Raw genomic sequence first — 21,125 nt, forward strand, 5'->3', positions numbered from 1 at the left:
CGTAGCCCAGCTTAGGCGGCTCTCGCGTTGCCCGCGACCTGCTTCAGCCCGAAATCGTAGTTGAGATGAAAATACTCGCTGTCTACCATGCGACCATCCGGCGCACGGCCGGCGGGCCGACGTACGAACTCCCGGATCAGGCTGTCCTTGACGCCGAACACGACGTCGCTGTCGAGATACTGGTCGCCCGCGACGAACACGTGAGTCACGAGCTTTTCGAACCCCGGTGCCGAGATCATGAAGTGCACATGCGCCGGGCGCCAGGGATGGCGGCCCTGGGCCTCCAGCATCTCGCCGACCGGGCCGTCATGCGGAATGGGGTAGGCAGCCGGCTTGATCGACCAGAAATGGAAGCGGCCGTTGGCATCGGTGTGGAAACGCGCGCGCATCGCGAGATCGCCGATGGCGTCGAGCTGCTGCACGTCATAATAGCCGTCATCGTCGGAATGCCACACGTCCACGATGGCACCCGCAAGCGGCCTTCCGTCGGCGGTCGAGACCGAGCCGGTGACGAGCATCGGATCGCCGTCCATCGGACCCGAAATGTCGGCGCCGCTCTCCTTTTCAGGCGCGGCCTGAACGAAGAACGGGCCGAGCACCGTGGTCTCGGTCGCGCCTTCCGGCACCGGATGGTTGATGGCGTCGACCAGCATGGAAATGCCGAGCGTGTCCGACAGCAGGATGAACTCCTGGCGCTTGTCGTCGCACATGTGCCCGGTGCGGGTCAGGAAATCGATGCCGTAGTCCCATTCCTTCTGGGTCGGCCGCACCTCGCGGACGAAGGCATGGAGGTGGCGGACCAGCGCTTCGCTGACCTGCTTGATCCGCGGGTCGGTTGCGCCGGCAATCCGCTCCAGCACCGCGTCCGTGATCGTGCTCTCGTTGAAGTTGCGCATGGGTGCCTCCGTTGATCAGAGCTTCGGCTCGCCGAGGCCGGACAGCCGTTCGAGATGCTTGACGGTTGCGATGAAGTCGGTGTCGCCGTCGCCCTGCGCCACCAGCGAGCCATAGGTCTCGCGCACCTGCGCCGCGAGCTGAAGCGGCACGCCGACGGCGTGCCCGGCGCCGAGGATGAGATCGAGATCCTTGGCCATCTGCTTGCAGGAGAAGGTGGACTCGAAATCGCGGGTTCGCAGCGGCGCGGTCTTGTACTTCACCATCGGCGAGGCGATCGCGCTGTCTTCGAGCACCTTCAGGATGTCCTGCCAGGCGATGCCGCCCTTGCGCGCCAGCGCCAGGCTCTCCGCCATCATCGCCGCCGACACCGCGATCATCAGGTTGACGGACAGTTTTGCGTAGCGAGCTTCCTCGGCCGGCCCCAGATAGGTCTGCGCGCGGGTAAAGGTCGCGAACAGCGGCTTTGCGTTCTCGAAGGCCTGCTTCGGCCCCGAGACGAAGCAGGTCAGCGCGCCGGTGTGGACGATGCTGGCATTGCCGGAGACCGGCGAACGGAGATAGGAAATGCCGCGCGCCTGCGCCGCGGCCGCAACTTCGGTCGAGGCCTCGACGCTTACGGTGCTGGTCTCGATCAAGCTGGCTTCGGGTGCCATCGCGGCGATGAGGCCGGAGGGGCCGAGCAACGCGCCGCGTAACGCCGCGTCATCGGGCAGGGACGTGACAACGGCCGGCTTGCCGCTCACGGCGGCGGCCGGCGAAGCGGCAACCGAAGCGCCGAGTGCGCGTGCCTCGTCGAGCCGTGCGGCACTCTGATCGAAAGCGGTCACGGCATAGCCGGCCTTGATAACGAGCGCCGACATCGGCAGACCCATCTTGCCGATCCCGATGAAAGCAACATTCCTGGAAGCGTCAGTCATTGTTCTTGTCCAATGGCGCTGCTAGGCAGCGCGTCCCTGTCGTTCGATGTCCTGCACCAGCCGCCGGCCGGATTGCGCCAGCAGCTCCTTCTTCGTCTCCAGTCCCTCGGCCAGCAACCGGCCGTTCCGTTTCTTCCAGGCGCCGCCGATCATCACGGCCTCGATGTTGGCGAGGCCCGTCTGCATCACGACGGTGGCGACGGGATCGTGCACCGGGACAAGATTGAGATCGGAGGCGTTGATGATGACGAGGTCGGCGAGCTTGCCCGGCGTCAGCGAGCCGATCTGCCTCTCGCGGCCGAGCATGCGCGCGCCTTCCGTCGTGATCCAGCGGAGCGCCTCACGCGCGGAGATCGTGGTCGTCGCCGGAATGGTGCCGCTCGTTTGCTGCGACGCCGCATTGTTGAGCGCCCGCTGCATCGAGAGCGCAACGCGGGCGGCGGAGAAGAGATCGCCTGCCAGCACGGATTCGAGATCGATGCCGATCGTCGGCCGAACGCCGCGCTTGAGGAGGCGTCCGGTGATCGGGAAGCCGTGGCCCTGGATCATCTCGTTCTCAGGCGTCACCGAGAAGGACACGCCGAGATCGATCATCCGGTCCAGGAGTTTATCGGGCAGATCGTTGCCATGGACGATGTTGACGCCCGCGCCGACGAGGCCGGCCTCGATCAGCTGCTCCCAGCCGCCGGGCGTCTTGGCCGGTCCGCCGCCCTGATGCATCGAGGCGATCAGCTCGAGCTCTCGCGCCAGGCGGAAATCGTGCATGGCGACGTCGAGCGTTGAATAATGCGGACCCAGGATCGCAAGACCGAGCGTGACGAGGCCGTCGCGGTCGGCGAGGGGGCCCGCCAGCAGCCGCTCGACCTCGCGGCGCGGATGCGGCACTTCCGAGAAATGCGGCTCGCCCGGCTTCGGCTCCGGCTTTGGGGAACCGTGGAAGAAGGCGGCGCGGATGCCGCTCTCGATCAGGCCGCGCACGGCGGCATCGGTGTGATCGGGCGTCGGATTGTTGTGGCACCAGTCGACCAGCGTGGTGACGCCGTGGTGGATCTGGTTCAACGCGCCGACCAGCGTCGCGATATGGATGTCCTCGGGCCGGAACACGGTCGCGAGTCCGGCATGCATGCGGCGGAAATATTCGAGCAGCGTCCAGTTCGCGGCATAGCCGCGCAAGCCCGTCTGCCAGGTGTGCATGTGCGCGTTGATCAGGCCGGGGATGACGATGCGCCCGGCGCCGTCGACGATTTCGGTCTCGCCGGCACCACTGCCGAGGTCGATCGACGGGCGCACGTCGACGATCCGGCTGCCTTCGACCAGCACATCGCCGCTCGAAAGGTCGCCGATCGCGTCATCCATGCTGATGACGGTGGCCGATTTGATCAACGTGCGCCGCATCGCTTTCACGCCGCCGCTTTTGCAGTGCCCGGCGGCTCGCCGGCCCAGGCGCGTGCAATCAGGTCGCGGATGGCGTTTGGCTCGAGCGGCCGCGGATTCCAGTAGGCATTTGTGACGGCGAGGTCGGCCGCCTTGTCGATGCCGCTTTGGGGCATGCCGATATCACGCAGCGCGACCTTCGCACCCAGCCGCTTCGCAAGCTCGAAAAGCCCCTGCGATGCGTCTGCAGCGCCGATCGCGCGCGAGATGCGCGCCATCGCGTCGGGCACCGCAGGTGCGTTGTAAGCCAGCGCATGCGGCAGCACGATGGTGTGGGTCTCGGCGTGCGGCAGGTCGAAGGTGCCGCCGAGCGTGTGGCAGAGCTTGTGATGCAGCGCCATGCCGACGGTGCCAAGGCAGACGCCGCACAGCCACGCGCCGTAGAGAGCCTCGGTGCGGGCCTCGCGGTCGTTGGCCCTGGCGGCGATCGCGGGCAGGGCACGTGCCAGCGCGCGGATACCTTCTTCCGCCATCAGCGATGTCACGGGATTGGCGTCGCGGGCATAGAGCGCCTCGACCGCATGGGCGATCGCATTGATGCCGGAGGTTGCGGCGAGGCTTGCCGGCAGCGTCAGGGTTAGATCGACATCGTAGATCACGGTCTCCGGCAGCACGGCCGCATCGCGGACCGTGGTCTTCAGGCCGTTCTCGGTCTGCCCGACGATCGGTGTCATCTCGGAGCCGGCATAGGTGGTCGGGATGCAGAGCTGGTTGACGCCGGTGCGCAAGGCGAGCGCCTTGCCGAGACCGGTGGTCGAGCCGCCGCCGAGCGAGACGACGCAATCGGCCTCGCACGCCTTCAGCGCCGCGAGCGCCCGTTCCGTGACCTCGACCGGCGTGTGCATGGTCGCGCCGGAAAACAGGCCGGCGTAGAGCGGGCCGAGCGCGGTGCCCAAGCTCTTGCCTTGCTCCTCCTGCTGCGGCGTCGTCAGCACCAGCGCGCGCTTGCCGCCGAACCGCTCGACCTCGGCCTTGGCGGAAGCCAGCGTTCCGCTGCCGAACACGACGCGGCAGGGCAGGTTTTCGTAGGTGAACGAGCCGATCATGCGCCGGTCTCTTTGATGGGATAATCGACCTGGAAGCGTCCGATCCGCAAGTCGCCCAGCGCCTCGCGGACGCGCAGATGTTCCGGATGGTTGGCGTAGGCGGCAAGCGCCGCCTGGTCGGTGAATTCGGAGAACAGGACGACGTCGCAGGCGTAGTCGACAGCGCTGACGTCGAGGCCGACCTCGATATGGGTGAGGCCGTCGATCCGGCCCTTGAGGCCCTCGAACAGGATCTTGACCTTGACCCGCGCGGCGGTGCGTTCCTCGGGGGTGTCCCCGCGCAGCCGCCACATCACGATGTGCCTGATCGGGCCCGACATTTCCCAGTTTCCTCGCCTGCGATAGTGCTTTGTTGGCGCCATTTTGCCTTGCAGAAATCGGAAATAAAGGTCAAAATTTGTAAGTCTCTTTTCCTTTTTGCGAAAAAATGGACCGGCTGCTCCAACTCGAGGTGTTCTCCAAAACCGCTGAACTCGGCAGTCTGTCCAAAGCTGCCGACGCGCTGCGGATGTCGAATGCGGCTGTCAGCCGTCATCTCAGCGCGCTGGAGGAGCGGCTTGCGGTCCGGCTGATCGAGCGCAACACGCGCCGGCAATGGCTGACCGAAGCAGGGCAGGAACTCCTGCAGCGCTGCGGCACGCTCTTGAACGAATTGGCTGAGGCTGAGGATGCAGTCTCCGACCGCGCGCTGTCGCCCAAGGGCATGCTCCGCGTGACGAGCTCGTTGTCGTTCGCGATGATCTATCTCGCGCCGATGCTGCCCGCCTTCCGCGCGCTCTATCCCAATCTCAGCGTGCAGATCATCAGCGCAAACCGGTATCCCGACTTCATCGAAGCTGGCATCGACGTCGCGATCCGCACGCGGGAGCAAGAACCGGATTCCAACATCATCGTCCGGCGGATCGGCCAGATGCACCGCGTGCTGGCTGCGGCTCCCTCCTACCTGGAGAAGCACGGCTGGCCGGAGCATCCCGCCGATCTCGCCCGCCACAATATGCTGATCTACAACCTCGCCAACGATCCCTATTCGCTGCGGCTGAGCCAGGGCAGCACGACGCAGACCATCCGCATCGCGCCGACGCTCGACAGTAATGACGGCCAGATCATCTGTGGCGCAGCCCGTGCCGGGTTAGGCATCCTGATCCAGCCGCTCTATATCGTGCAGGGTGATATCGCGGCCGGCCGGCTGGTGCCGGTCCTGATGGGCTGGGAGCTGCCTCTGCTCACCATGAACATCGCCTATCAAAACCGCGTCAGGCTGCCCGCCAAGATCAGGGTCTTTTCCGACTTCCTGGTCAGCCACATCCGTGAGCATTCGCAGCCCGGCATCTGGATCGACGCGGCGAAGTGAGCGGGCAACCCGAGAATTCGGGTCGCCGTGGGCGGATCGGCGAGCGAAACGCAGATCAAACAGCCGAACTCGGGCTGGTTCGCGCAGACACGACCGTCGACGGAAAGTGACTCGCGAACGCGCGCGTCTTGGGTTGGACGCGCGATCCGTCGATCACCTCGAGCCGGCCGCAGCGGTTCAAGGTATGCAGCTTCCTGCCGGGCCATAGCGGTCCGGGCTTCAGAGAGTGGCGGACGATCTGCTTGAACGCCGTCGGCGACAGTTCGACCACCTCTGCCAGGGCGAGCGCCGCGCCGTATCCGTCGGCACAATCCTGGACCGGTCGCCACAATCTGCCATTGAGGGTGACGAAATTCCCCGCCGGCCGCGTGCTTGCGCGGTCGATCAAGACCGGATTGCTGGCGTGGGGCAACCAGGGCCCCAAGAGACGGTCGGCGTAGTAGATCGCCAGCGAATCCGAATAGCCACCCGCTCCGTCGCGCCAGGCGCCGAACAGATAGTGCAGGCCGTTGTGCCGCGTGATCGTGGCGTCGGCCAGCTCGAGGCCGGAAAGGAGCGTCGCATATCGCTCCCATTTGTCCGGAAACCGAACGCATTTGTAGAGGGCGACGTCCCCGCGCGTCGAGCTCTCCGGGATCATCCACAGCTCGCCATCGTCTTCGATCAGAAACGGATAGGAGAGGTGCCAGGGCTCCTCCAGCACCGGCATCACCTCGCCGACCGGCCCCGCGTCACTGAACTCGATCGCCGAAATGATGCCTTTTCCGACGCGGTGATCGAGATCCTCAAAGAAGACGAATGTGCGCCCCTGCCACGTGATCGGAAAGGGATCGGCGTAGAAGTGGTTTCCAGGATCTCCCAGCACGTTCCAGCTTGGGCCGGACAGATCTCCGGTCTGCCAGACGCCTCCGCCGTCATTGAAGCGCCATCCGATATGCCAATGCGGGGCATAGCAGCAGAGGCGATAGATCTCCTTGGCGATCGATGCGGCAAGGCCGCGAGCGACATAGCCGACAGCTTCGCGGCGCAAGTCATTCCCGGCGGGGCGCGCCAGTTGCGGCACAATGCGCGGCCTTCCCGACAGGACCGCCGCCACCATGGTCAGGGTTCGCGCCATGACGGTTTCGAGCGCGCCGCTGAGGCCCGCGGCAATCTCTCCGGATGGATGGCCGCGGTCGAGGACCGAACCATCGGCCTCGTTGACGATGTCGATCACGGGCAGGTCGCCGGCGAGAATGGCGGCGAGGGCGGCATTTTCGCCCGCAGCTCCGTTGAACAGCGGACGCAGATACAGCCGGGCAGAGCAGTCCGGATCCCGCGCGGCGCCCGTAAAATCGACGATCACGTCGGCGGCGCCGCAAGCCTGCGACCCTTCCGGAACGAGCTTCAGCCTGTCTGCGCCGCCATGTTTGCCTTTGCGCAACGCCACGCGTTCGAGCTCGAACAGGGCGTCGAGCCCTGCGGGCCGCGGCTCCGCCGTTGGCGCCCATACGATTTGAACCGGCACGTCCCGGCCGTCGATCGACAGCGTCTCGCGGGCCATCCATTGCCGCGCGTACTCGCGTTCACAGCGAAACTCGATGATCATGTCGAGCCAATCTGTTTCAACGGATCATGTCAAATGACCTGCTCGAGAATACGAACGTATTCGTCAACCATCGCATCTACCGAATAGCGCAATCTCAGGCCTTTGGCGTTTTGTCGCAGTTCGTCGCTCAGGTGCTTGTCCGTCAACAGCGTGGAGACGGCTGCAGAGAGCTTCGCATGATCGGAGGCATCGACGAAAAGTGCGGTCGGTCTCCCTTCGTAGGACAACACTTCGCGCAGGACGGGAAGATCGGTCACGACCGAGGGAACACCGGCGTTCGCAGCCTCGACAGCGGCCAGACCGAAGGTTTCGGCCTGTGTCGGAAAGACGAACACGTCCAGGCAGGCCAGGAAGTCCGCCATCCGGCTGGGAGGAATCTCCCCGAGCCAATGCAGTCGGTCCGAGACGCGCAAGTCGCTCGCCAGCAGCTTCAGCCGGGCCTCGTCGGCTCCCTGGCCGGCAAGCGCAAGGTGCCAGGATGGCTGATCCGGCAACAGGCGTATCGCCATATCGAGCCGCTTGTGCGGATGCAGCCTTGCCGCGCAGCCGAGCAGGACGCTGTCCGGCGGCAGGTTGAGCTTGTGTCGTGCAGCCTCCTTCGACAGCGTGAGGGCCTTGTCGTCGAAGCCGTGCGGCACATGCACCATGCGCGACCGGTAAGCCGCGGGGTAGCGCGAATATTCGCGCTGCATGTCCTTCGAATTGAGCGTGATGCAGTCGAAGAAGCCGAGACTGCCCATGACGATGTCGGCGGTGCGGACCGGCCAGCTCATCGACATTGCGGATGAAACCTGATTTGCGACAACCGGTGCACGGCTGACGAGACGCGTCACGCCACCGCCGATGACGTTGCCGAAATGTTGGAAAGTCAGGACGGCGTCGGGCCTCGTGGCCCTGATATGGCGGCCGAGCGTCCGCAGCATCCGCAGCAGCGCCACCGGATTGCCCGGCCGGCTCTGTGCGCAGTAGAGCGTATCCGGCGGTTCATCGAAGGAGTCCGATTTGCGGAAGAAGAATAGATTGGTGACCCGATAGCCGCGAGCGGTGAGCCCGGCGCCGAGGAGCCGCGAGATCTCCTGCGCACCGGCGTTCTCGGCCTGGGTTTGTGCGAGAAGCACGTGCAGTTTCGGCGCGCCGTTGTCCGGCCGCGCCAAAGCCGTCGCGCTCGTCTCGCCCAATTGCTTGTTCGGCTGATAGTGGAGCACGGATCCCGACCCGCTAAAGAAACGAAATCTTCACCTTCTTAACTCCGTACCTATCATGCGGGTATCGCCTGGACAGCGCCTAGCAACAAACGGAGTTAATGCGAGGCCTTTGCAACCACATCGTTCGCGCGGCATTTCCGCTGTTTCCCCGAGGGTGCGCGGCGAGCGCGTTAACCAATCGGTCTTGCACGCTGCCGGCGCGTGACTGCGGATTCCCCGAGCAGCGGCCTGATGACACCTAATCGCTCGAGTCCGCGCCGCGAACTGCATAGTTGCCGCGCCTCGAAGCAGAGAAGCGCAAGAGCACGAGGACCGAGGGATCCACCCCGGATCGCCGGCGGCAGAGGACGTTCAGGGCAATGGTCGCGAGCGCGAGCGAGACCGTCGCCGAAATCGCCGCGCCAAGCACCCCGAGCCAGGGAATGAGGACGATAAATCCCACGAGCCGCAGCGCGACGTTGGCGGCAACGACCGGCACATAGATTCGTTCATGGCCGGTCAGCTGCAGGATCGCAGCAGACGGGCCGCCTGCTGCCTGGATGGCGGTCCCGATCGCGAGCACGATCAAGACCGAGTGCTGTGCAGTGAAATGAGGTCCGAACAGGTTGAGGAGATAGGGGCCGCCGATCCAGATGATGACGAGGCCGGCGATCACGCAAAGTGCGGTCACTTCCGCCATCAACCGCAAGGTCCGCTCGAACTCCCGGTGGTTCTTGCTGAAATACAGCGACGGAAGCCGGCGCGCGCCGAAAGTGTACAGCGCTGCGGACAGCATGGCGAAGATGTTGGCAAGGCGCGAGGCGGCAAAGTAGATTCCGGCGGTCGTCGGATCCAGCATCCAGTAGACCAGAATGACGTCGAAATACTGGTTGGCGGCTTCAAGGATGGATGCGAGCCAGAAGTGAAGGGCGCTCGATCGCCAGCGGGATGTCTCGGTGCGCGCCGGCGTACCGCGCAAATCCGGCAGCACTCGCGCGATCGAAATGATCTGCGCCACCAGGCCCACCGACATGGCCATCGTCATCACCGCGATCAACTCGGTGGGATCGAGTTGCCGATGGCTGAGCAGCATGGCGAGCAGGAACAGGACGACGATCACCCGCCAGAAGAACTCGCGATTTCCTTCGCCCATGAGAATGCTGACCAGCGAGCGAGCGATCTGGCTCCCAAGCATCACTGCGGCGTTGACGGCCGTGTAGGCCGACACCACGAGGATCAGCAGCCACCAGTCGCCTCTCATGCTCGCTACGATGGCGATCCCGGCGATCACGATCAGCATTGCGACCGAGGCAATCTTGAAGCTCGATAGGAGGACGCCTTTGGTAAGGTCCGGCCTCTCGCTGACCTGATACTCGTTGAGGAAGCGCACCAGCAGGGATTCCTGGCCGACCAGTCCCAGGACGGCTGCGATCTGGGCGACCGAGAGCCAGGTCGCAAAGATGCCGAAGCCGTCGGGCGACATCGTCCGTGCCGCCAGCGAGAACAATGCAAACGCGAGCACGCCGCTGCCAACCTTGAGGAGGATGGTCCCGGCAACTCCGCGCGTGACATCGCGCCGCATGAACTGGAGGATGGCTTCGATCATGGAGGTTTAAGGGGGTGCGCTCCCCTGAAGAGACGTGTTCCGATACCGGCGACAACCTAGCATGCTGCAACGGCGCGAGTGTTAATGGACGAGATGCAGGATCTCGCCGGCCGCGACGACATCGCGGCGACGTCGGCTGCTTCACTCTGGAACATCGTCGTCCTCATTGTCCCGGTTGGTGCAAAGTCCAGCTCGACCGACTGACGGCCTGGCGCCGCATCGACGACCGAAGAAGGCGAGATCGGCCGTTCGAGTGCGGAATGGCGCGCTGGATCGGTCGCCGGGATGTCGGAACCCGGAATCTACGGAGCATCTCGAGCAAGACGCGTGCCGCAAGGGCGGCAGCGCGCCTGCCGCTTCAGATCATTAACCTCAATCTTCGGAAATGATCGCACTCGGCTCCGCGATGCGACATCAGGCGGGAGAGTTGCACTGGAACCGCCGTTAACCTGGGAGCCGAAGCCATGACGACGGATGGAGCCGTGACCGAGCCGATCGACGAGGGCGAGACGGCAACGGTCGTCTCCGATATCGCCGTTGTCGGCGGTGGCCTTGCGGGATCGCTTGCGGCGGCCGTGCTGGCGCGGGCAGGGCATCGCGTTGCTCTCGTCGACAAGCGCGCGATCTATCCGGACGAATTCCGGGTCGAAAAGATCGGCGGCCATCAGCTGGAGCTGTTTCGCAAGCTGGGCTTTCTCAACGCGCTCGAGGACGTCGCCTGTCGATATGACCAGGTGCTCAATATCCGGGAGGGCAAAGTGGTCGATGTCAGTGTCGGCCAGGCTTACGGATTCCCCTATGCCGATCTCGTCGCCATGGCGCGTCGCCAGATCCCCGATCCATCCCGCCTGATCGTCGACGAGGTCACGGCGATCAGCAGCAGCGACGATGTCCAGAATCTCGAGCTGGCCTCCGGGCGGCGCGTCACCGCACGCCTCGTTGTTCTGGCCACGGGCATGGCGGGAGTCCTCGGTTACAAGCTCGGCGTCAGGCGGCGCGTGCTGGCCGAGCGCCATTCGGTTTCATTCGGCTTCACGATCGCCCGCCAGGACGGTACTCCGTTCGATTTCGAGGCGTTGACCTGCTACGGCGAACGTACGGCGGATGGCATCGACTATCTCAGCCTGTTTCCGGTCCGTGCCGGCATGCGGGCCAATCTCTTCATGTTCCGCGATCCGACAGACCCGATCATGCGCGAGTTGCGTCGCGAGCCGGAGGCGACGGTCTTGCGCCTGCTGCCGGGATTGCGGGACTACCTCGGCGATTTCCGTGTGATCGACCGGGTCCAGAACTGGGTGATGGATCTGACTGTCGTCGAGGGGCATCTCCAGCCCGGCGTCGTGCTCATCGGCGATGCGTTCCAGACCAACTGTCCCGCCGCCGGCACGGGCGTCGCCCGCCTGCTGGTGGACGTCGAGCGTCTTTGCACCGAATACGCGCCGCGGTGGCTCATGACCCCAGGCATGGGCCTGGAGAAGATCTCGCAGTTCTATTCCGATCGCGACAAGATCGCGGCTGACCAGCAGTCGCTGAAGATGGCGCGCTTCCGCGAGGCTCTGACGTCCCGCAACGACATCGGCTGGGACGTACGGCGACGGTTGCACTTCCTGCGGCGCAGTCTGACACATCGCGTCGATCAGATGCACCCGGGTTGGCTTGGGCGTGTCCGCGGCGCGTTGCGCGCCTGAGTTCTGCTCCTCGTTCGCGTGCCGTGGGTCAGCGCGTGGGAGTTGGGGTGCGCTCGGGCTGGAGTTTCAAATCCGATAGCCGCTTGGCCGCCAGCTTGAGCCAGGGAGCCTGCTTCAGCGCGAAGAGGGCGATGGCGCCTGCGGTGCTGCCGGCCTGCGTCACCGCCCACATCGGCGAAGGCTGCCCGCCGAACGATTTCTTGTATGGCTCGTCGCCAATGGTGAAATCGAGCATCTGATCTCCGCGCTCGATACAGTCCCGCGCCACCTGCTCGAACATCAGCGCGCCGAGGGACTGGCTCTTGTAGCCGGCGATGTCGAAGGCGCTCATGATGATGAGGAAGCTGCCCCGATGGCATAGTCCGAGCACGGCGGCAATCACCTCGCCATCCATCTTCATGGCGTAGAGGCGGACAAAGGACCCGAGGCCGCGAAGCGCGACGGCGGAATAGAAGCCGTAATATTCGGGGCGCTGCAGCAGGTCTCCGTCGCCCTGTGCGTGAAAGCGCGGACCCCGGAACTTCCTCATGACGTCCAGCGCCTCGAGCACGGACGCGCTGTCGCCGCAGCATGAGAAGCTCAGCGCGCCCTTCTTCTCGAGCTGACGACGTTTCTTTGCGAGCTCCTTCTGATAGGAGCGATCGAGCGTGCTGGCCCGCCATTGCTCGAACGGCGCGACGAGAACCGTCGCGTAGGCATTGGTGTCCATCGCTACGCGGCGGGACGCGGCCAGGAGGTCTTCGATCGGAAGCCGTCCGTCGGGCAGCTTGACCAGTCGGAGCAGATCGAAAGGACGGACAAGGCGCCGAATCTGCGCGCACGCAGCCGCGTCGTCGAGCAGTTGCGAGAACACGTCCGGGCTGCAAACCGGCGCCAGGTAGTCGGAAACGCGGAGGTCGGCGAACTCGACGGTTCGTATCGGACCGCGCCGGATCCGAAGCAGGGGCAGCACCATCGCAAGGGCCCCCGTCGCGCGGTGGCGGACCACGACGACCAGAGGGGTTGCGCCCGTTTCCGGCGCGAGCCCGGTGTAGAGGCTATGCAGCCAGACCGGATGCTGGAACGCGGTGGCGGCCGAGCGATCAAACAGTGCTGCATATTCCGGAGAGAGAAAGTCGAACGACTGCTCGATGACGATGTCGAACGTATTGCTGAGCTTGTTCATGAGCAATCAATGAAACCAGGTCGATTTCGCGAGCGTTGATCGCGCCTGGCCGGGCTTATAGCAAGGTCGTTACGGGGCAGACACCGGCAGCGTGCGATTTGCATTAATGCGTTCAGCGACGTTCGTATCGTTGCCAAATTCCTAAAATGTCGGAGTGCATGGACCCAGGCTGAGGATGAGATCGTGTGCGGCCGGCTCGATGCCAGATGACGCTCCGCCGGCTGGAATTCACACCCGGCGAATTCGAGCGCCGGCAGAGATCCCTGTCGCTCGCAGCGGGAAGTGCCGACGGCTTGGCTTTGCATAGGCCCATCGGCAGGTTCGACCGCGCAACCTTCGATAGCGCACGTCAGGTCCGAATGCAGGACGTCGGGCGTGCCGTCATGTCGACGGCGCATCGGCGCGTGGGCTCGGATCGGATGCACAGTTTTGCTGCACCACGATACGAATCGTAGCAGCTTTCGCTGCAATAACGCGCTTGACTTCGTAACTGATCTCAACGACCGTGCTACACAAGCGTTGGGCAGTTCAGCCCGTCAACGCAGCGAGTTTCAACCATTTCCAACATCGCGCGGATTTCGCGTGCTCGGTTGGCGGCGAGGGCGCCCTCGGCTTAACGAGCCGATGGGCGCCTTTTTCATTTCGGGACGAGTGATGGCGCGGACGATATACCGAATCGGCGTAATGCTCTCGACGACGGGGTCCTATAGCGTCGTCGCGCGATCGATGCTGAATGGGGCGCTGCTCGCCTTTCGCGAGATCAACGCGAGCGGAGGCGATATTGCGCTCGAGCCGGTGGTCGTGAATCCGTCCGGCGACCTCGCGAGCTATCGCTCGCTCAGCCTCGAGCTTCTCGGCTCCGGCGTCCGGCATGTGGTCGGCTGCTACACCTCGTCGAGCCGCAAGGAGGTGATCCCTTGCTTCGAGAAGCTCGACGGACTGCTGTGGTATCCCTCTCACTACGAGGGATTCGAGAGCTCCGATAACGTCATCTACACCGGCGCCGCGCCGAACCAGCACGTGCTGCCACTCGTCGACTACCTGGCATCCCGCCTCGGTTCGCGCGCCTTCTGTGTCGGCTCGAATTACATCTGGGCCTGGGAAAACAACCGCATCTTCCGGGAGGCACTGACTGCGCGCGGTGGCACCGTGCTCGCCGAACGCTATCTCTCCGTCGGCGACACCGAGGTCGATCAGGTGATCGCGGCAATCATCGACCAGCGCCCCGACTTCGTCTTCAACAATCTGATCGGCACCAGCGCCTACGCGTTCTTCCGGGCGTTCCGGGCCGCCTGCCGCGCGCGCGGCATCGACCAGGCCGCCGAAATCCCGGTCGCGAGCTGCACGCTGTCGGAGCCGGAATTGCCGGAGATCGGCCCGGATGCGATCGATGGACATCTATCCTCGAGTGTCTATTTTTCTTCGCTGAACTCGGCGGAAAACGGCGCCTTCATTCGCGCCTATACGACGTCCTTTCCGGACGGACCGGCCTCGTCGGCGGATGCCGAAGCGTCCTACATCGCCGTCAAGCTGCTCGGAGCGGCCTTGTCGCAGGCCGGCACCGACGACGCCCGGACGGTCCGCGCCGCCGTGGCAGACCAGCGGCTGCACGCGCCGCAAGGCGAGGTCCGCATCGACCGCCAGACCTTCCATGCCTGGCTCACGCCTCGGATCGGCCGGTCGACAGCCGACGGGCAGTTCGAAGTGCTGCTGGAATCGCGCGAGCCGATCGCGCCGGATCCCTATCTCGTTCAGTCGTCGCCGCGCTTTGCCAGCGCAATGCGCTCTCCACATTTGAAGGTGGTGCAATCATGAGCTCCCGACTGCTGCAGAACTTCAAGGGCGGCCGTGCCATCGTCGTCACCAGGCGGGGAGGGTGGGAGAGCGCGCTCGAAACGACGCTGGCCAAGCTCGGCGTTTCCACGGAGTACCCGGAAATCATCGACGGTCGCGCCCAGATCGATGTTGCGAGTCTGCAGGCCGACCGTGACATCCTGTTCATCGACGGCGATCTCGAAGGCGCAGTCGCGATCGAGGTCAATCCTGGCTCGCGATTGCCGCCGGCGCCGGTGATCGGCCTCGTTGGTGTCGAAGCGCCGAGCCGGCTCAAGGCGCTGGTCAATCTGGGCGCGACCTCATTCCTGCGCAAGCCGGTGCATGGCGGCGCGGTCTACACGTCCCTGTTCATGGGCATCAACCAGTTCCTGCTGCGCGCCGAGATGTATGAGCGCCTGCAGGGCCTCGAGGAGCGCCGCCGCGGCCGCCGCGCGGTGATCCGGGCCGTCATCCTGCTGATGCGGCAGGAGGGCCTCGACGAGGAGGGTGCCTATTCCCAGCTCCGCCGCGAGAGCATGCGCGCGCGGCAGAACATGGAACTCTATTGCGAGGAGTTTCTGAGCAAGCGGGCGAAGCCGCCCGACACGTCCAGCCGCACGACCGGCATCACGCTGCAAGGCGGCAACAAGCAGGCCATCTAGGAGAAGCAAAATGAGCAAGTCTGTATTGCGGGGGCTGCGCGCCGCAGCCCTCACGGGGACGCTTGTCCTCGGATCACCCCTTGGATCACACTTGGCGCTCGCGGCGGAAAACCCGATCAAGCTCGGCGTGCTGGAGGATCAGTCCGGCGATTTCGCGGCGGCCACGATCGGCAAGGTTCACGCCATCCAGCTCGCCGCCGAGGAGATCAACAAGGCCGGCGGCATCATGGGCAGGCCGCTGGAGCTCGTCGCTTACGACACGCAGTCCGACAACACCCGCTACCAGGAGTTCATGCGGCGCGTGCTCCAGCGCGACAAGGTCGATGTCGTGTTCGCAGGCTTCTCTTCGGCCTCGCGCGAGGCGTACCGCCCGATCGTCGATCAGTTCAACGGTTTCGCCTTCTACAACAACCAGTACGAAGGCGGCGTCTGCGACGGCCACATGATCGTGACGGGCGCCGTGCCCGAGCAGCAGTTCTCGACGCTCATCCCCTACATGATGGAGAAGTACGGCAAGAACGTCTACACGCTCGCAGCCGACTACAATTTCGGCCAGATCTCGGCGGAGTGGGTCCGCAAGATCGTCAAGGAGAACGGCGGCAAGATGGCCGGCGAGGAGTTCATCCCGCTCGGCGTGTCGCAATTCTCGCAGAGCATCCAGAACATCCAGAAGGCCAAGCCGGACTTCGTGGTGACGCTGCTGGTCGGCACCGCGCAGGCCTCCTACTACGAGCAGGCGGCCTCCGCCAACGTCAACCTGCCGATGGCCTCCTCGGTCAATGTCGGCCAGGGCTACGAGCACAAGCGCTTCAAGCCGCCGAGCCTGAAGGACATGTACGTCACCACCAACTACATCGAGGAGATCGACTCGCCCAAGAGCAAGGCGTTCTACGCCAAGTTCAAGGCCAAGTTCCCGAGCGAGCCTTATGTGAACCAGGAGGCGGAGAACTCCTATCTCGCGGTCTATCTCTACAAGCAGATGGTGGAGCGCGCGAAGTCGACCAAGCGCGAGGAGATCCGCAAGGTGATCGCGCTGGGCGACGTCTGCATGGACGCGCCGGAGGGCAAGGTCTGCATCGACCCGAAGAGCCAGCACATGTCGCACACGATCTATCTCGCCAAGGTCGGCGCCGATCACTCGATCTCCTTCCCGAAGGTCTGGGAGGACATCAAGCCGTACTGGCTGGGTGAAGCCGGCTGCGATCTCACCAAGAAGGATCCGACGGCCCAGTACACGCCGTCGAATCCGCCGCCGAAGCCCTGACCGGCGGCTGATCGCCCCGGCGCTTTCGGCGCGCCGGGGCGATCAAGGACATCTGCGGCGGCGACGCCGCATCCTCCCACATCCTGGTTGATTCATGGACATCGCGACCCACGTATTCTCGGCGCTCTATCAATTCGGCGACGCCTTCGCATTCCTGGTGCTCTCGGCCTGCGGGCTCGCGGTGATCTTCGGCATGATGGGCGTGATCAATCTTGCCCATGGCGAGTTCATCATGTGCGGCGCCTACGTCACCGCCGCGACCGTGCATGCGGGCCTCCCGCTGCCGCTGGGAATACTGGCCGGCACGCTCGTGTCGGCGCTGGTCGGCGTCGTGGTGGAGCTCGCGGTCATCCGTCATCTGTACGACCGGCCGCTCGACACCATCGTCGCCACCTGGGGGCTGAGCCTGATCGCCACGCAGGGCACGCTGATCATGGTCGGCTCGACCATGGCGGGCGTCGGTACGCCGTTCGGCAGCTTCCAGGTCGGCGACTACTCCTATTCGATCTATCGCATCGTGCTGTTCTGTGCCGCACTCGGCGTGCTCGCCGCGCTCTACGCGCTGTTCAACTGGACGCGGTTCGGCGTGCTGGCGCGCGCCACCATCCAGGTGCCGCACATGGCGGCCGCGCTCGGCGTCGACACGCGCCTGATCTACAGCCTCACTTTCGCCTGCGGGGCAGGGCTCGCCGGTCTTGCCGGTGGCCTCTATGCGCCGACCATGACGCTGGTGCCGACCATGGGCGCGACCTTCATCATGGAGGCCTTCGTCACCGTGGTGATCGGCGGCGCCGACGTCTTCCTCGGCACCGCACCGGCCGGCGGCGTGCTTGCGGTGGTGAAGTCGGTGATGACGTCCTGGCAGGGACAGCTGTTCGGCCAGATCGGTCTGCTGGTCGCCGTCATCATCGTCGTCCGGGTGTTGCCGAAAGGCATTTCCGGCTTCGTGCTGCGCGAGCGCACCTGACGGAGTGATGGCGTCGTGACCGGTCTACTTGCAATGTTCCGCCGTCTCGAAGGCCCGCAGACCGTCGGTCGCGGTCCGGCCTTCTGGGGCCTGTTCGCACTCGTGCTCGCTGCCGCACTCGCCTATCCGCTGTTCAGCGACGGCTACACGGTCGGCAACACCGTCTACTTCTTCGTCTGGGTCTTCATCGCGCTCAGCCTGTGCCTGATCTGGGGCTATGGCGGCTCGCTCTCCTTCGGCCAGACCGCCTTCTTCGGGATCGCAGGCTATGGTTACGGCATCCTCACCATCAATTTCGGCTCCGCCTACGGCTTCACGCTGCTGGCGCTGGTGATCGCGGTCGGGATCGCCGCACTGTTCGCGGTCTTGCTCGGCTACTTCATGTTCTTCGGCCGCATCGCCGGCGTGTTCCTCGGCATCGTCACGCTCGCAGTGACCCTGATGCTGGAACGCTTCATGGCACAGACCGCGGGGCCGGAATGGCACATCGGCAGTGCGCGGCTCAACGGCTTCAACGGCATGAGCGCGATGCCGCCGCTGACCATCCCCTGGCCGGGCGAGCCGATCGTGCTGTTCGCCGATGTCGGGCTCTACTACCTCGTGCTCGGCCTTCTCGTCTTCGTCTATCTGGCCTTGCGGATCCTGATGAACTCGTCTTTCGGCAACGTCATCGTCGCGATCCGTGAGAACCCGGAGAGGGCGGAGATGCTGGGTTACGACATCCGCAAGTACCAGCTCATCACCTTCGTCATCGGCGCTGCGCTCGCAGGGCTCTCCGGCGTGCTCTACACGGTGTGGGGCCAGTACATCACGCCGTCGAGCATGGGCATGACGGCCGCGGCGCTGCCGCTGATCTGGGTCGCGGTCGGCGGCCGCAGCGACCTGACGTCGACCGTGATCGGCACGCTGGTGGTGCTCGCCGCGTTTCAGGCGCTCACGATCTATGGCAGCCAGTACGCGCTGGTCTTCATGGGTGTGCTGCTGGTGCTCACGGTCCTGATCGCCCCGAACGGTCTCGTGCTCGGGGTGATGAACTGGCTCCGCCGTATCGCCGCACGCCTCACGCAGAGGGCCGGCTGATGTCGCTGCTCGAACTGCGCAAGCTGAACAAGCATTTCGGTGGTCTGCACGTCACCAATTCCGTGGATCTCACGCTGCAAGCCGGCGAGATCCATTGCCTGATCGGCCCGAACGGCGCCGGCAAGAGCACGTTGTTCCGCCTGATCCTCGGCGAGCATCATCCCGGCAGCGGCGACATTCTCTTCGCCGGCGAGAACATCACGGCGCTGAAATCCTTTGCGCGGATTCGCCGCGGCCTTTCGGTCAAGTTCCAGGTGCCCGGCGTCTTCAAGGGCCTGTCGGTCCGCCAGAATCTCGAGATCGCCCTGCAGAGCCGGCATCGCGGCGCGGAGCTCGAAGCGGAGATCGGCCGGCTGCTGACCTTCCTCGGGCTGGAATCGGAGCAGGCGCAGATCGCCGGCAATCTCAGCCATGGCCAGAAGCAATGGCTCGAGATCGGCATGGCGGTCAGCCTGAAGCCGCGCCTTCTTCTGCTGGACGAGCCCACCGCCGGCATGTCGCCCGAGGAAACCCACATGACCGGCGAGATGGTGCAGCGGCTCAATGCCGACGGCATGACGGTGCTGGCGATCGAGCACGACATGGCCTTCGTCCGGCAGGTCGCGCACCGCGTCACCGTGCTGCATCTCGGGCAGGTCTTCGCGCAAGGCTCGATCGACGAGATCGTGGCCGACGAGCGCGTGGCGGCGATCTATCTGGGGCAGGCCCATGCTTGATCAGCCGCGCAAGGAAGTGATCCTGTCGACCCTGGGCTTGCGCGCCGGCTATGGCGGCAAGCCGGTGCTCCAGGGCCTCGAGATCGAGGTGCGGGAAGGGGAGATCGTCGCCGTCATCGGTCGCAACGGCGTCGGCAAATCCACGCTGATGAAGAGCCTGATCGGACTGGTGCCGGCGATGAGCGGCTCGATCGTCTATCGCGGCGAGGCGGTAGAGCTTCTTCCCGCGCACAAGCGGGCGCGCCTCGGCATGGGCTATGTGCCGCAGGGGCGCGACGTGTTTCCGCGCCTGACCGTCGGCGAGAACGTCGCGGTCGGCGCAGCGATCAAGGGCGGCGGCATTCCCGAAGCGGGCCGGCGCAAGATCGTCGAAGCCTTTCCGATCCTCGAAGAGCGTTGGCATCAGCGCGCCGGCACCATGTCCGGCGGCCAGCAGCAGCAACTCGCAATCGGACGGGTCCTGATCGCCGATCCCAACCTCATCCTGCTCGACGAGCCCTCGGAGGGCATCCAGCCCAACATCGTCCAGGACATCGCGCGCAACATGGTCGAGCTCAACCACAGGACCGGGGTGACCATCATCCTGGTCGAGCAGAATCTCGACATGATCCGCGCCATGGCGCAGCGTTGCTACGTCATGGACAAGGGACGCATCGTCGCCAACCTCGATCGCGCGGCGCTCGACGACGCGGCCGAGATGCGCCGTCATCTCGCGGTTTGAAGACCTACGCCAACGACAGAAGGAGAAAAGCAAATGTCCTGGCAGAAAGACTCCATCATGGCCCGCAAGGGCGTCGCCAAGGGCGAGCGCGGCACCGGCTACACGATCACGGAAAGCGAGCAGGGCAAGTACCACTATGTCTACGGCCCCTATGTGAAGCCGGTGCTGACGGTCGACCCCGGCGCCGTCGTCTCCGCGGAGACCCATGACGCGTTCGAGGGCGCCATCAAGAACGAGACCGACAGCCCGTCGAAGATTCTCAACTTCCCGTTCCTCAATCCGCAGAACGGGCCGATCCACGTCAACGGCGCCGAGAAGGGCGATACGCTCGCGGTCTATATCGAGAGCATCGTACCGCGCGGGCCGCAGCCGCGTGGCACCACGGTGATCATGCCGGAATTCGGTGGCCTGGTCGGTACGGGCAACACGGCGCTGCTCAATCCGGCGCTGCCCGAGCGCGTCAAGAAGCTGGAGATCGACGCCAAGACCGGCACCAAATGGAACGACAAGATCACGTTGCCCTATGAGCCCTTCATCGGCACCATCGGCACCTCGCCGGAGATCGAGGCGATCTCGTCGCTGGTCCCGGATTACTATGGCGGCAACATGGATCTGCCCGACGTCGGCGTCGGCGCCGTCATCTACCTGCCCGTCAATACCAAGGGCGCGCTGCTCTATCTCGGCGACTGCCATGCGGCGCAGGGCGACGGCGAGCTCTGCGGCGTCGCCATCGAGCATCCGACCGTGACCACGGTGCAGGTCGACCTTATCAAGGGCTGGACCATCGCCTGGCCGCGGCTCGAGACCAAGGACTTCATCATGACGATCGGCTCGGCGCGTCCGATGGAGGATGCAGCCCGCATCGCCTATCGCGAGCTTTGCCGCTGGATGGCGACGGACTACGGTTTCGACGAGATCGATGCCTACATGCTGCTGACCCAGGCCGGCCGGGTGCGCCTCGGCAACATGGTCGATCCGAAGTATACGCTCGGCGCCTCCATCAAGAAGTCGTATCTCGGTTGAG

19 protein-coding genes are annotated in these 21,125 nt (G+C 64.7%); 10 read left to right on the forward strand and 9 right to left on the reverse strand.

Translation table 11 applies throughout. The features are described 5' to 3' along the window. Nucleotides 1-11: 11 nt before the first annotated feature. Genes FJV43_RS30300 through FJV43_RS30320 form a run of 5 tightly spaced genes read right to left on the reverse strand, consistent with a single transcriptional unit; the run spans nucleotide 12 to nucleotide 4,614 of the window. Nucleotides 12-896 (reverse strand): intradiol ring-cleavage dioxygenase, encoded by an 885-nt coding sequence (locus FJV43_RS30300; RefSeq protein ID WP_239622667.1) that lies wholly within the window; start codon nucleotides 894-896, stop codon nucleotides 12-14. A gap of 15 nt (nucleotides 897-911) precedes the next feature. Then, nucleotides 912-1,814 (reverse strand): NAD(P)-dependent oxidoreductase, encoded by a 903-nt coding sequence (locus FJV43_RS30305; protein WP_239622669.1) that lies wholly within the window; start codon nucleotides 1,812-1,814, stop codon nucleotides 912-914. A 21-nt stretch (nucleotides 1,815-1,835) separates the two neighbouring features. Then, nucleotides 1,836-3,209 carry an amidohydrolase family protein gene (locus FJV43_RS30310; RefSeq protein ID WP_239622670.1) on the reverse strand — a complete coding sequence of 458 codons (1,374 nt, stop codon included), beginning with the start codon at nucleotides 3,207-3,209 and terminating at the stop codon, nucleotides 1,836-1,838. A gap of 5 nt (nucleotides 3,210-3,214) precedes the next feature. Continuing rightward, nucleotides 3,215-4,294: a maleylacetate reductase gene (locus FJV43_RS30315; protein ID WP_239622671.1), complete on the reverse strand. Its 1,080-nt coding sequence runs from the start codon at nucleotides 4,292-4,294 to the stop codon at nucleotides 3,215-3,217. Beyond that, nucleotides 4,291-4,614: a Dabb family protein gene (locus tag FJV43_RS30320; protein WP_239622673.1), complete on the reverse strand. Its 324-nt coding sequence runs from the start codon at nucleotides 4,612-4,614 to the stop codon at nucleotides 4,291-4,293. Before FJV43_RS30320 ends, FJV43_RS30315 begins: the two co-directional genes overlap by 4 nt. 107 nt (nucleotides 4,615-4,721) lie before the next feature. Between FJV43_RS30320 and FJV43_RS30325 the strand changes: the two genes are divergently transcribed. Next, nucleotides 4,722-5,645, forward strand: a complete 924-nt coding sequence (locus tag FJV43_RS30325; RefSeq protein WP_239622674.1) for a LysR family transcriptional regulator — start codon at nucleotides 4,722-4,724, stop codon at nucleotides 5,643-5,645. A gap of 55 nt (nucleotides 5,646-5,700) precedes the next feature. Here FJV43_RS30325 and FJV43_RS30330 read toward each other — a convergent pair whose 3' ends face one another. The 3 genes from FJV43_RS30330 to FJV43_RS30340 form a co-directional block, all read right to left on the reverse strand. Continuing rightward, the gene (locus FJV43_RS30330; protein ID WP_239622676.1) at nucleotides 5,701-7,233 is read right to left on the reverse strand and encodes a hypothetical protein; all 1,533 of its coding nucleotides are present in this window, start codon (nucleotides 7,231-7,233) and stop codon (nucleotides 5,701-5,703) included. Nucleotides 7,234-7,262: 29 nt separating this feature from the next. Next, nucleotides 7,263-8,438: a glycosyltransferase family 4 protein gene (locus FJV43_RS30335; RefSeq protein WP_239622677.1), complete on the reverse strand. Its 1,176-nt coding sequence runs from the start codon at nucleotides 8,436-8,438 to the stop codon at nucleotides 7,263-7,265. Nucleotides 8,439-8,676: 238 nt separating this feature from the next. Then, nucleotides 8,677-10,023 carry an oligosaccharide flippase family protein gene (locus tag FJV43_RS30340; protein ID WP_239622679.1) on the reverse strand — a complete coding sequence of 449 codons (1,347 nt, stop codon included), beginning with the start codon at nucleotides 10,021-10,023 and terminating at the stop codon, nucleotides 8,677-8,679. 464 nt (nucleotides 10,024-10,487) lie between these two features. Between FJV43_RS30340 and FJV43_RS30345 the strand changes: the two genes are divergently transcribed. Beyond that, nucleotides 10,488-11,711: an NAD(P)/FAD-dependent oxidoreductase gene (locus FJV43_RS30345; protein WP_239622680.1), complete on the forward strand. Its 1,224-nt coding sequence runs from the start codon at nucleotides 10,488-10,490 to the stop codon at nucleotides 11,709-11,711. 28 nt (nucleotides 11,712-11,739) lie between these two features. On the opposite strand, the gene FJV43_RS30350 is transcribed toward FJV43_RS30345, so the two are convergent. Beyond that, entirely contained in the window at nucleotides 11,740-12,876 is a 1,137-nt protein-coding gene (locus tag FJV43_RS30350) for a GNAT family N-acetyltransferase (protein ID WP_239622682.1), read from the reverse strand. Between the two features lie 654 nt (nucleotides 12,877-13,530). Between FJV43_RS30350 and FJV43_RS30355 the strand changes: the two genes are divergently transcribed. The 8 genes from FJV43_RS30355 (at nucleotide 13,531) to FJV43_RS30390 (ending at nucleotide 21,124) form a co-directional block, all read left to right on the forward strand. Continuing rightward, nucleotides 13,531-14,691: a transporter substrate-binding domain-containing protein gene (locus tag FJV43_RS30355; protein WP_239622683.1), complete on the forward strand. Its 1,161-nt coding sequence runs from the start codon at nucleotides 13,531-13,533 to the stop codon at nucleotides 14,689-14,691. Then, nucleotides 14,688-15,353, forward strand: a complete 666-nt coding sequence (locus FJV43_RS30360; RefSeq protein ID WP_239622685.1) for an ANTAR domain-containing protein — start codon at nucleotides 14,688-14,690, stop codon at nucleotides 15,351-15,353. Before FJV43_RS30355 ends, FJV43_RS30360 begins: the two co-directional genes overlap by 4 nt. A 10-nt stretch (nucleotides 15,354-15,363) precedes the next feature. After that, on the forward strand, nucleotides 15,364-16,617 hold the full coding sequence (locus FJV43_RS30365; RefSeq protein WP_239622686.1) for an urea ABC transporter substrate-binding protein: 1,254 nt from the start codon (nucleotides 15,364-15,366) through the stop codon (nucleotides 16,615-16,617). Nucleotides 16,618-16,711: 94 nt separating this feature from the next. Beyond that, on the forward strand, nucleotides 16,712-17,584 hold the full coding sequence (locus tag FJV43_RS30370) for a branched-chain amino acid ABC transporter permease (protein ID WP_025035503.1): 873 nt from the start codon (nucleotides 16,712-16,714) through the stop codon (nucleotides 17,582-17,584). Between the two features lie 15 nt (nucleotides 17,585-17,599). Continuing rightward, nucleotides 17,600-18,664, forward strand: a complete 1,065-nt coding sequence (locus FJV43_RS30375; protein ID WP_239622688.1) for a branched-chain amino acid ABC transporter permease — start codon at nucleotides 17,600-17,602, stop codon at nucleotides 18,662-18,664. After that, nucleotides 18,664-19,380 (forward strand): ABC transporter ATP-binding protein, encoded by a 717-nt coding sequence (locus FJV43_RS30380; RefSeq protein WP_239622690.1) that lies wholly within the window; start codon nucleotides 18,664-18,666, stop codon nucleotides 19,378-19,380. Before FJV43_RS30375 ends, FJV43_RS30380 begins: the two co-directional genes overlap by 1 nt. Continuing rightward, complete coding sequence (locus tag FJV43_RS30385) at nucleotides 19,373-20,101, forward strand: ABC transporter ATP-binding protein (protein WP_239622692.1); 729 nt, start codon at nucleotides 19,373-19,375, stop codon at nucleotides 20,099-20,101. Before FJV43_RS30380 ends, FJV43_RS30385 begins: the two co-directional genes overlap by 8 nt. Before the next feature lie 33 nt (nucleotides 20,102-20,134). Continuing rightward, nucleotides 20,135-21,124, forward strand: coding sequence for an acetamidase/formamidase family protein (locus FJV43_RS30390; RefSeq protein ID WP_239622694.1), 990 nt, complete (start codon nucleotides 20,135-20,137; stop codon nucleotides 21,122-21,124). Nucleotide 21,125 lies beyond the last annotated feature (1 nt).

This window comes from Bradyrhizobium sp. I71, from assembly GCF_022354745.1.
Classification (GTDB): domain Bacteria; phylum Pseudomonadota; class Alphaproteobacteria; order Rhizobiales; family Xanthobacteraceae; genus Bradyrhizobium; species Bradyrhizobium liaoningense.

What these genes read in the sequence shown, in the direction of transcription:
- FJV43_RS30370 (WP_025035503.1), top strand. Translation starts at nt 16,712, where the DNA reads ATGGACATCGCGACCCACGTATTCTCGGCGCTCTATCAATTCGGCGAC.
- FJV43_RS30340 (WP_239622679.1), bottom strand. Translation starts at nt 10,023, where the DNA reads ATGATCGAAGCCATCCTCCAGTTCATGCGGCGCGATGTCACGCGCGGA.
- FJV43_RS30380 (WP_239622690.1), top strand. Translation starts at nt 18,664, where the DNA reads ATGTCGCTGCTCGAACTGCGCAAGCTGAACAAGCATTTCGGTGGTCTG.
- FJV43_RS30390 (WP_239622694.1), top strand. Translation starts at nt 20,135, where the DNA reads ATGTCCTGGCAGAAAGACTCCATCATGGCCCGCAAGGGCGTCGCCAAG.
- FJV43_RS30300 (WP_239622667.1), bottom strand. Translation starts at nt 896, where the DNA reads ATGCGCAACTTCAACGAGAGCACGATCACGGACGCGGTGCTGGAGCGG.
- FJV43_RS30315 (WP_239622671.1), bottom strand. Translation starts at nt 4,294, where the DNA reads ATGATCGGCTCGTTCACCTACGAAAACCTGCCCTGCCGCGTCGTGTTC.
- FJV43_RS30360 (WP_239622685.1), top strand. Translation starts at nt 14,688, where the DNA reads ATGAGCTCCCGACTGCTGCAGAACTTCAAGGGCGGCCGTGCCATCGTC.
- FJV43_RS30310 (WP_239622670.1), bottom strand. Translation starts at nt 3,209, where the DNA reads ATGCGGCGCACGTTGATCAAATCGGCCACCGTCATCAGCATGGATGAC.
- FJV43_RS30350 (WP_239622682.1), bottom strand. Translation starts at nt 12,876, where the DNA reads ATGAACAAGCTCAGCAATACGTTCGACATCGTCATCGAGCAGTCGTTC.
- FJV43_RS30325 (WP_239622674.1), top strand. Translation starts at nt 4,722, where the DNA reads ATGGACCGGCTGCTCCAACTCGAGGTGTTCTCCAAAACCGCTGAACTC.
- FJV43_RS30320 (WP_239622673.1), bottom strand. Translation starts at nt 4,614, where the DNA reads ATGTCGGGCCCGATCAGGCACATCGTGATGTGGCGGCTGCGCGGGGAC.
- FJV43_RS30305 (WP_239622669.1), bottom strand. Translation starts at nt 1,814, where the DNA reads ATGACTGACGCTTCCAGGAATGTTGCTTTCATCGGGATCGGCAAGATG.
- FJV43_RS30355 (WP_239622683.1), top strand. Translation starts at nt 13,531, where the DNA reads ATGGCGCGGACGATATACCGAATCGGCGTAATGCTCTCGACGACGGGG.
- FJV43_RS30365 (WP_239622686.1), top strand. Translation starts at nt 15,364, where the DNA reads ATGAGCAAGTCTGTATTGCGGGGGCTGCGCGCCGCAGCCCTCACGGGG.
- FJV43_RS30330 (WP_239622676.1), bottom strand. Translation starts at nt 7,233, where the DNA reads ATGATCATCGAGTTTCGCTGTGAACGCGAGTACGCGCGGCAATGGATG.
- FJV43_RS30345 (WP_239622680.1), top strand. Translation starts at nt 10,488, where the DNA reads ATGACGACGGATGGAGCCGTGACCGAGCCGATCGACGAGGGCGAGACG.
- FJV43_RS30385 (WP_239622692.1), top strand. Translation starts at nt 19,373, where the DNA reads ATGCTTGATCAGCCGCGCAAGGAAGTGATCCTGTCGACCCTGGGCTTG.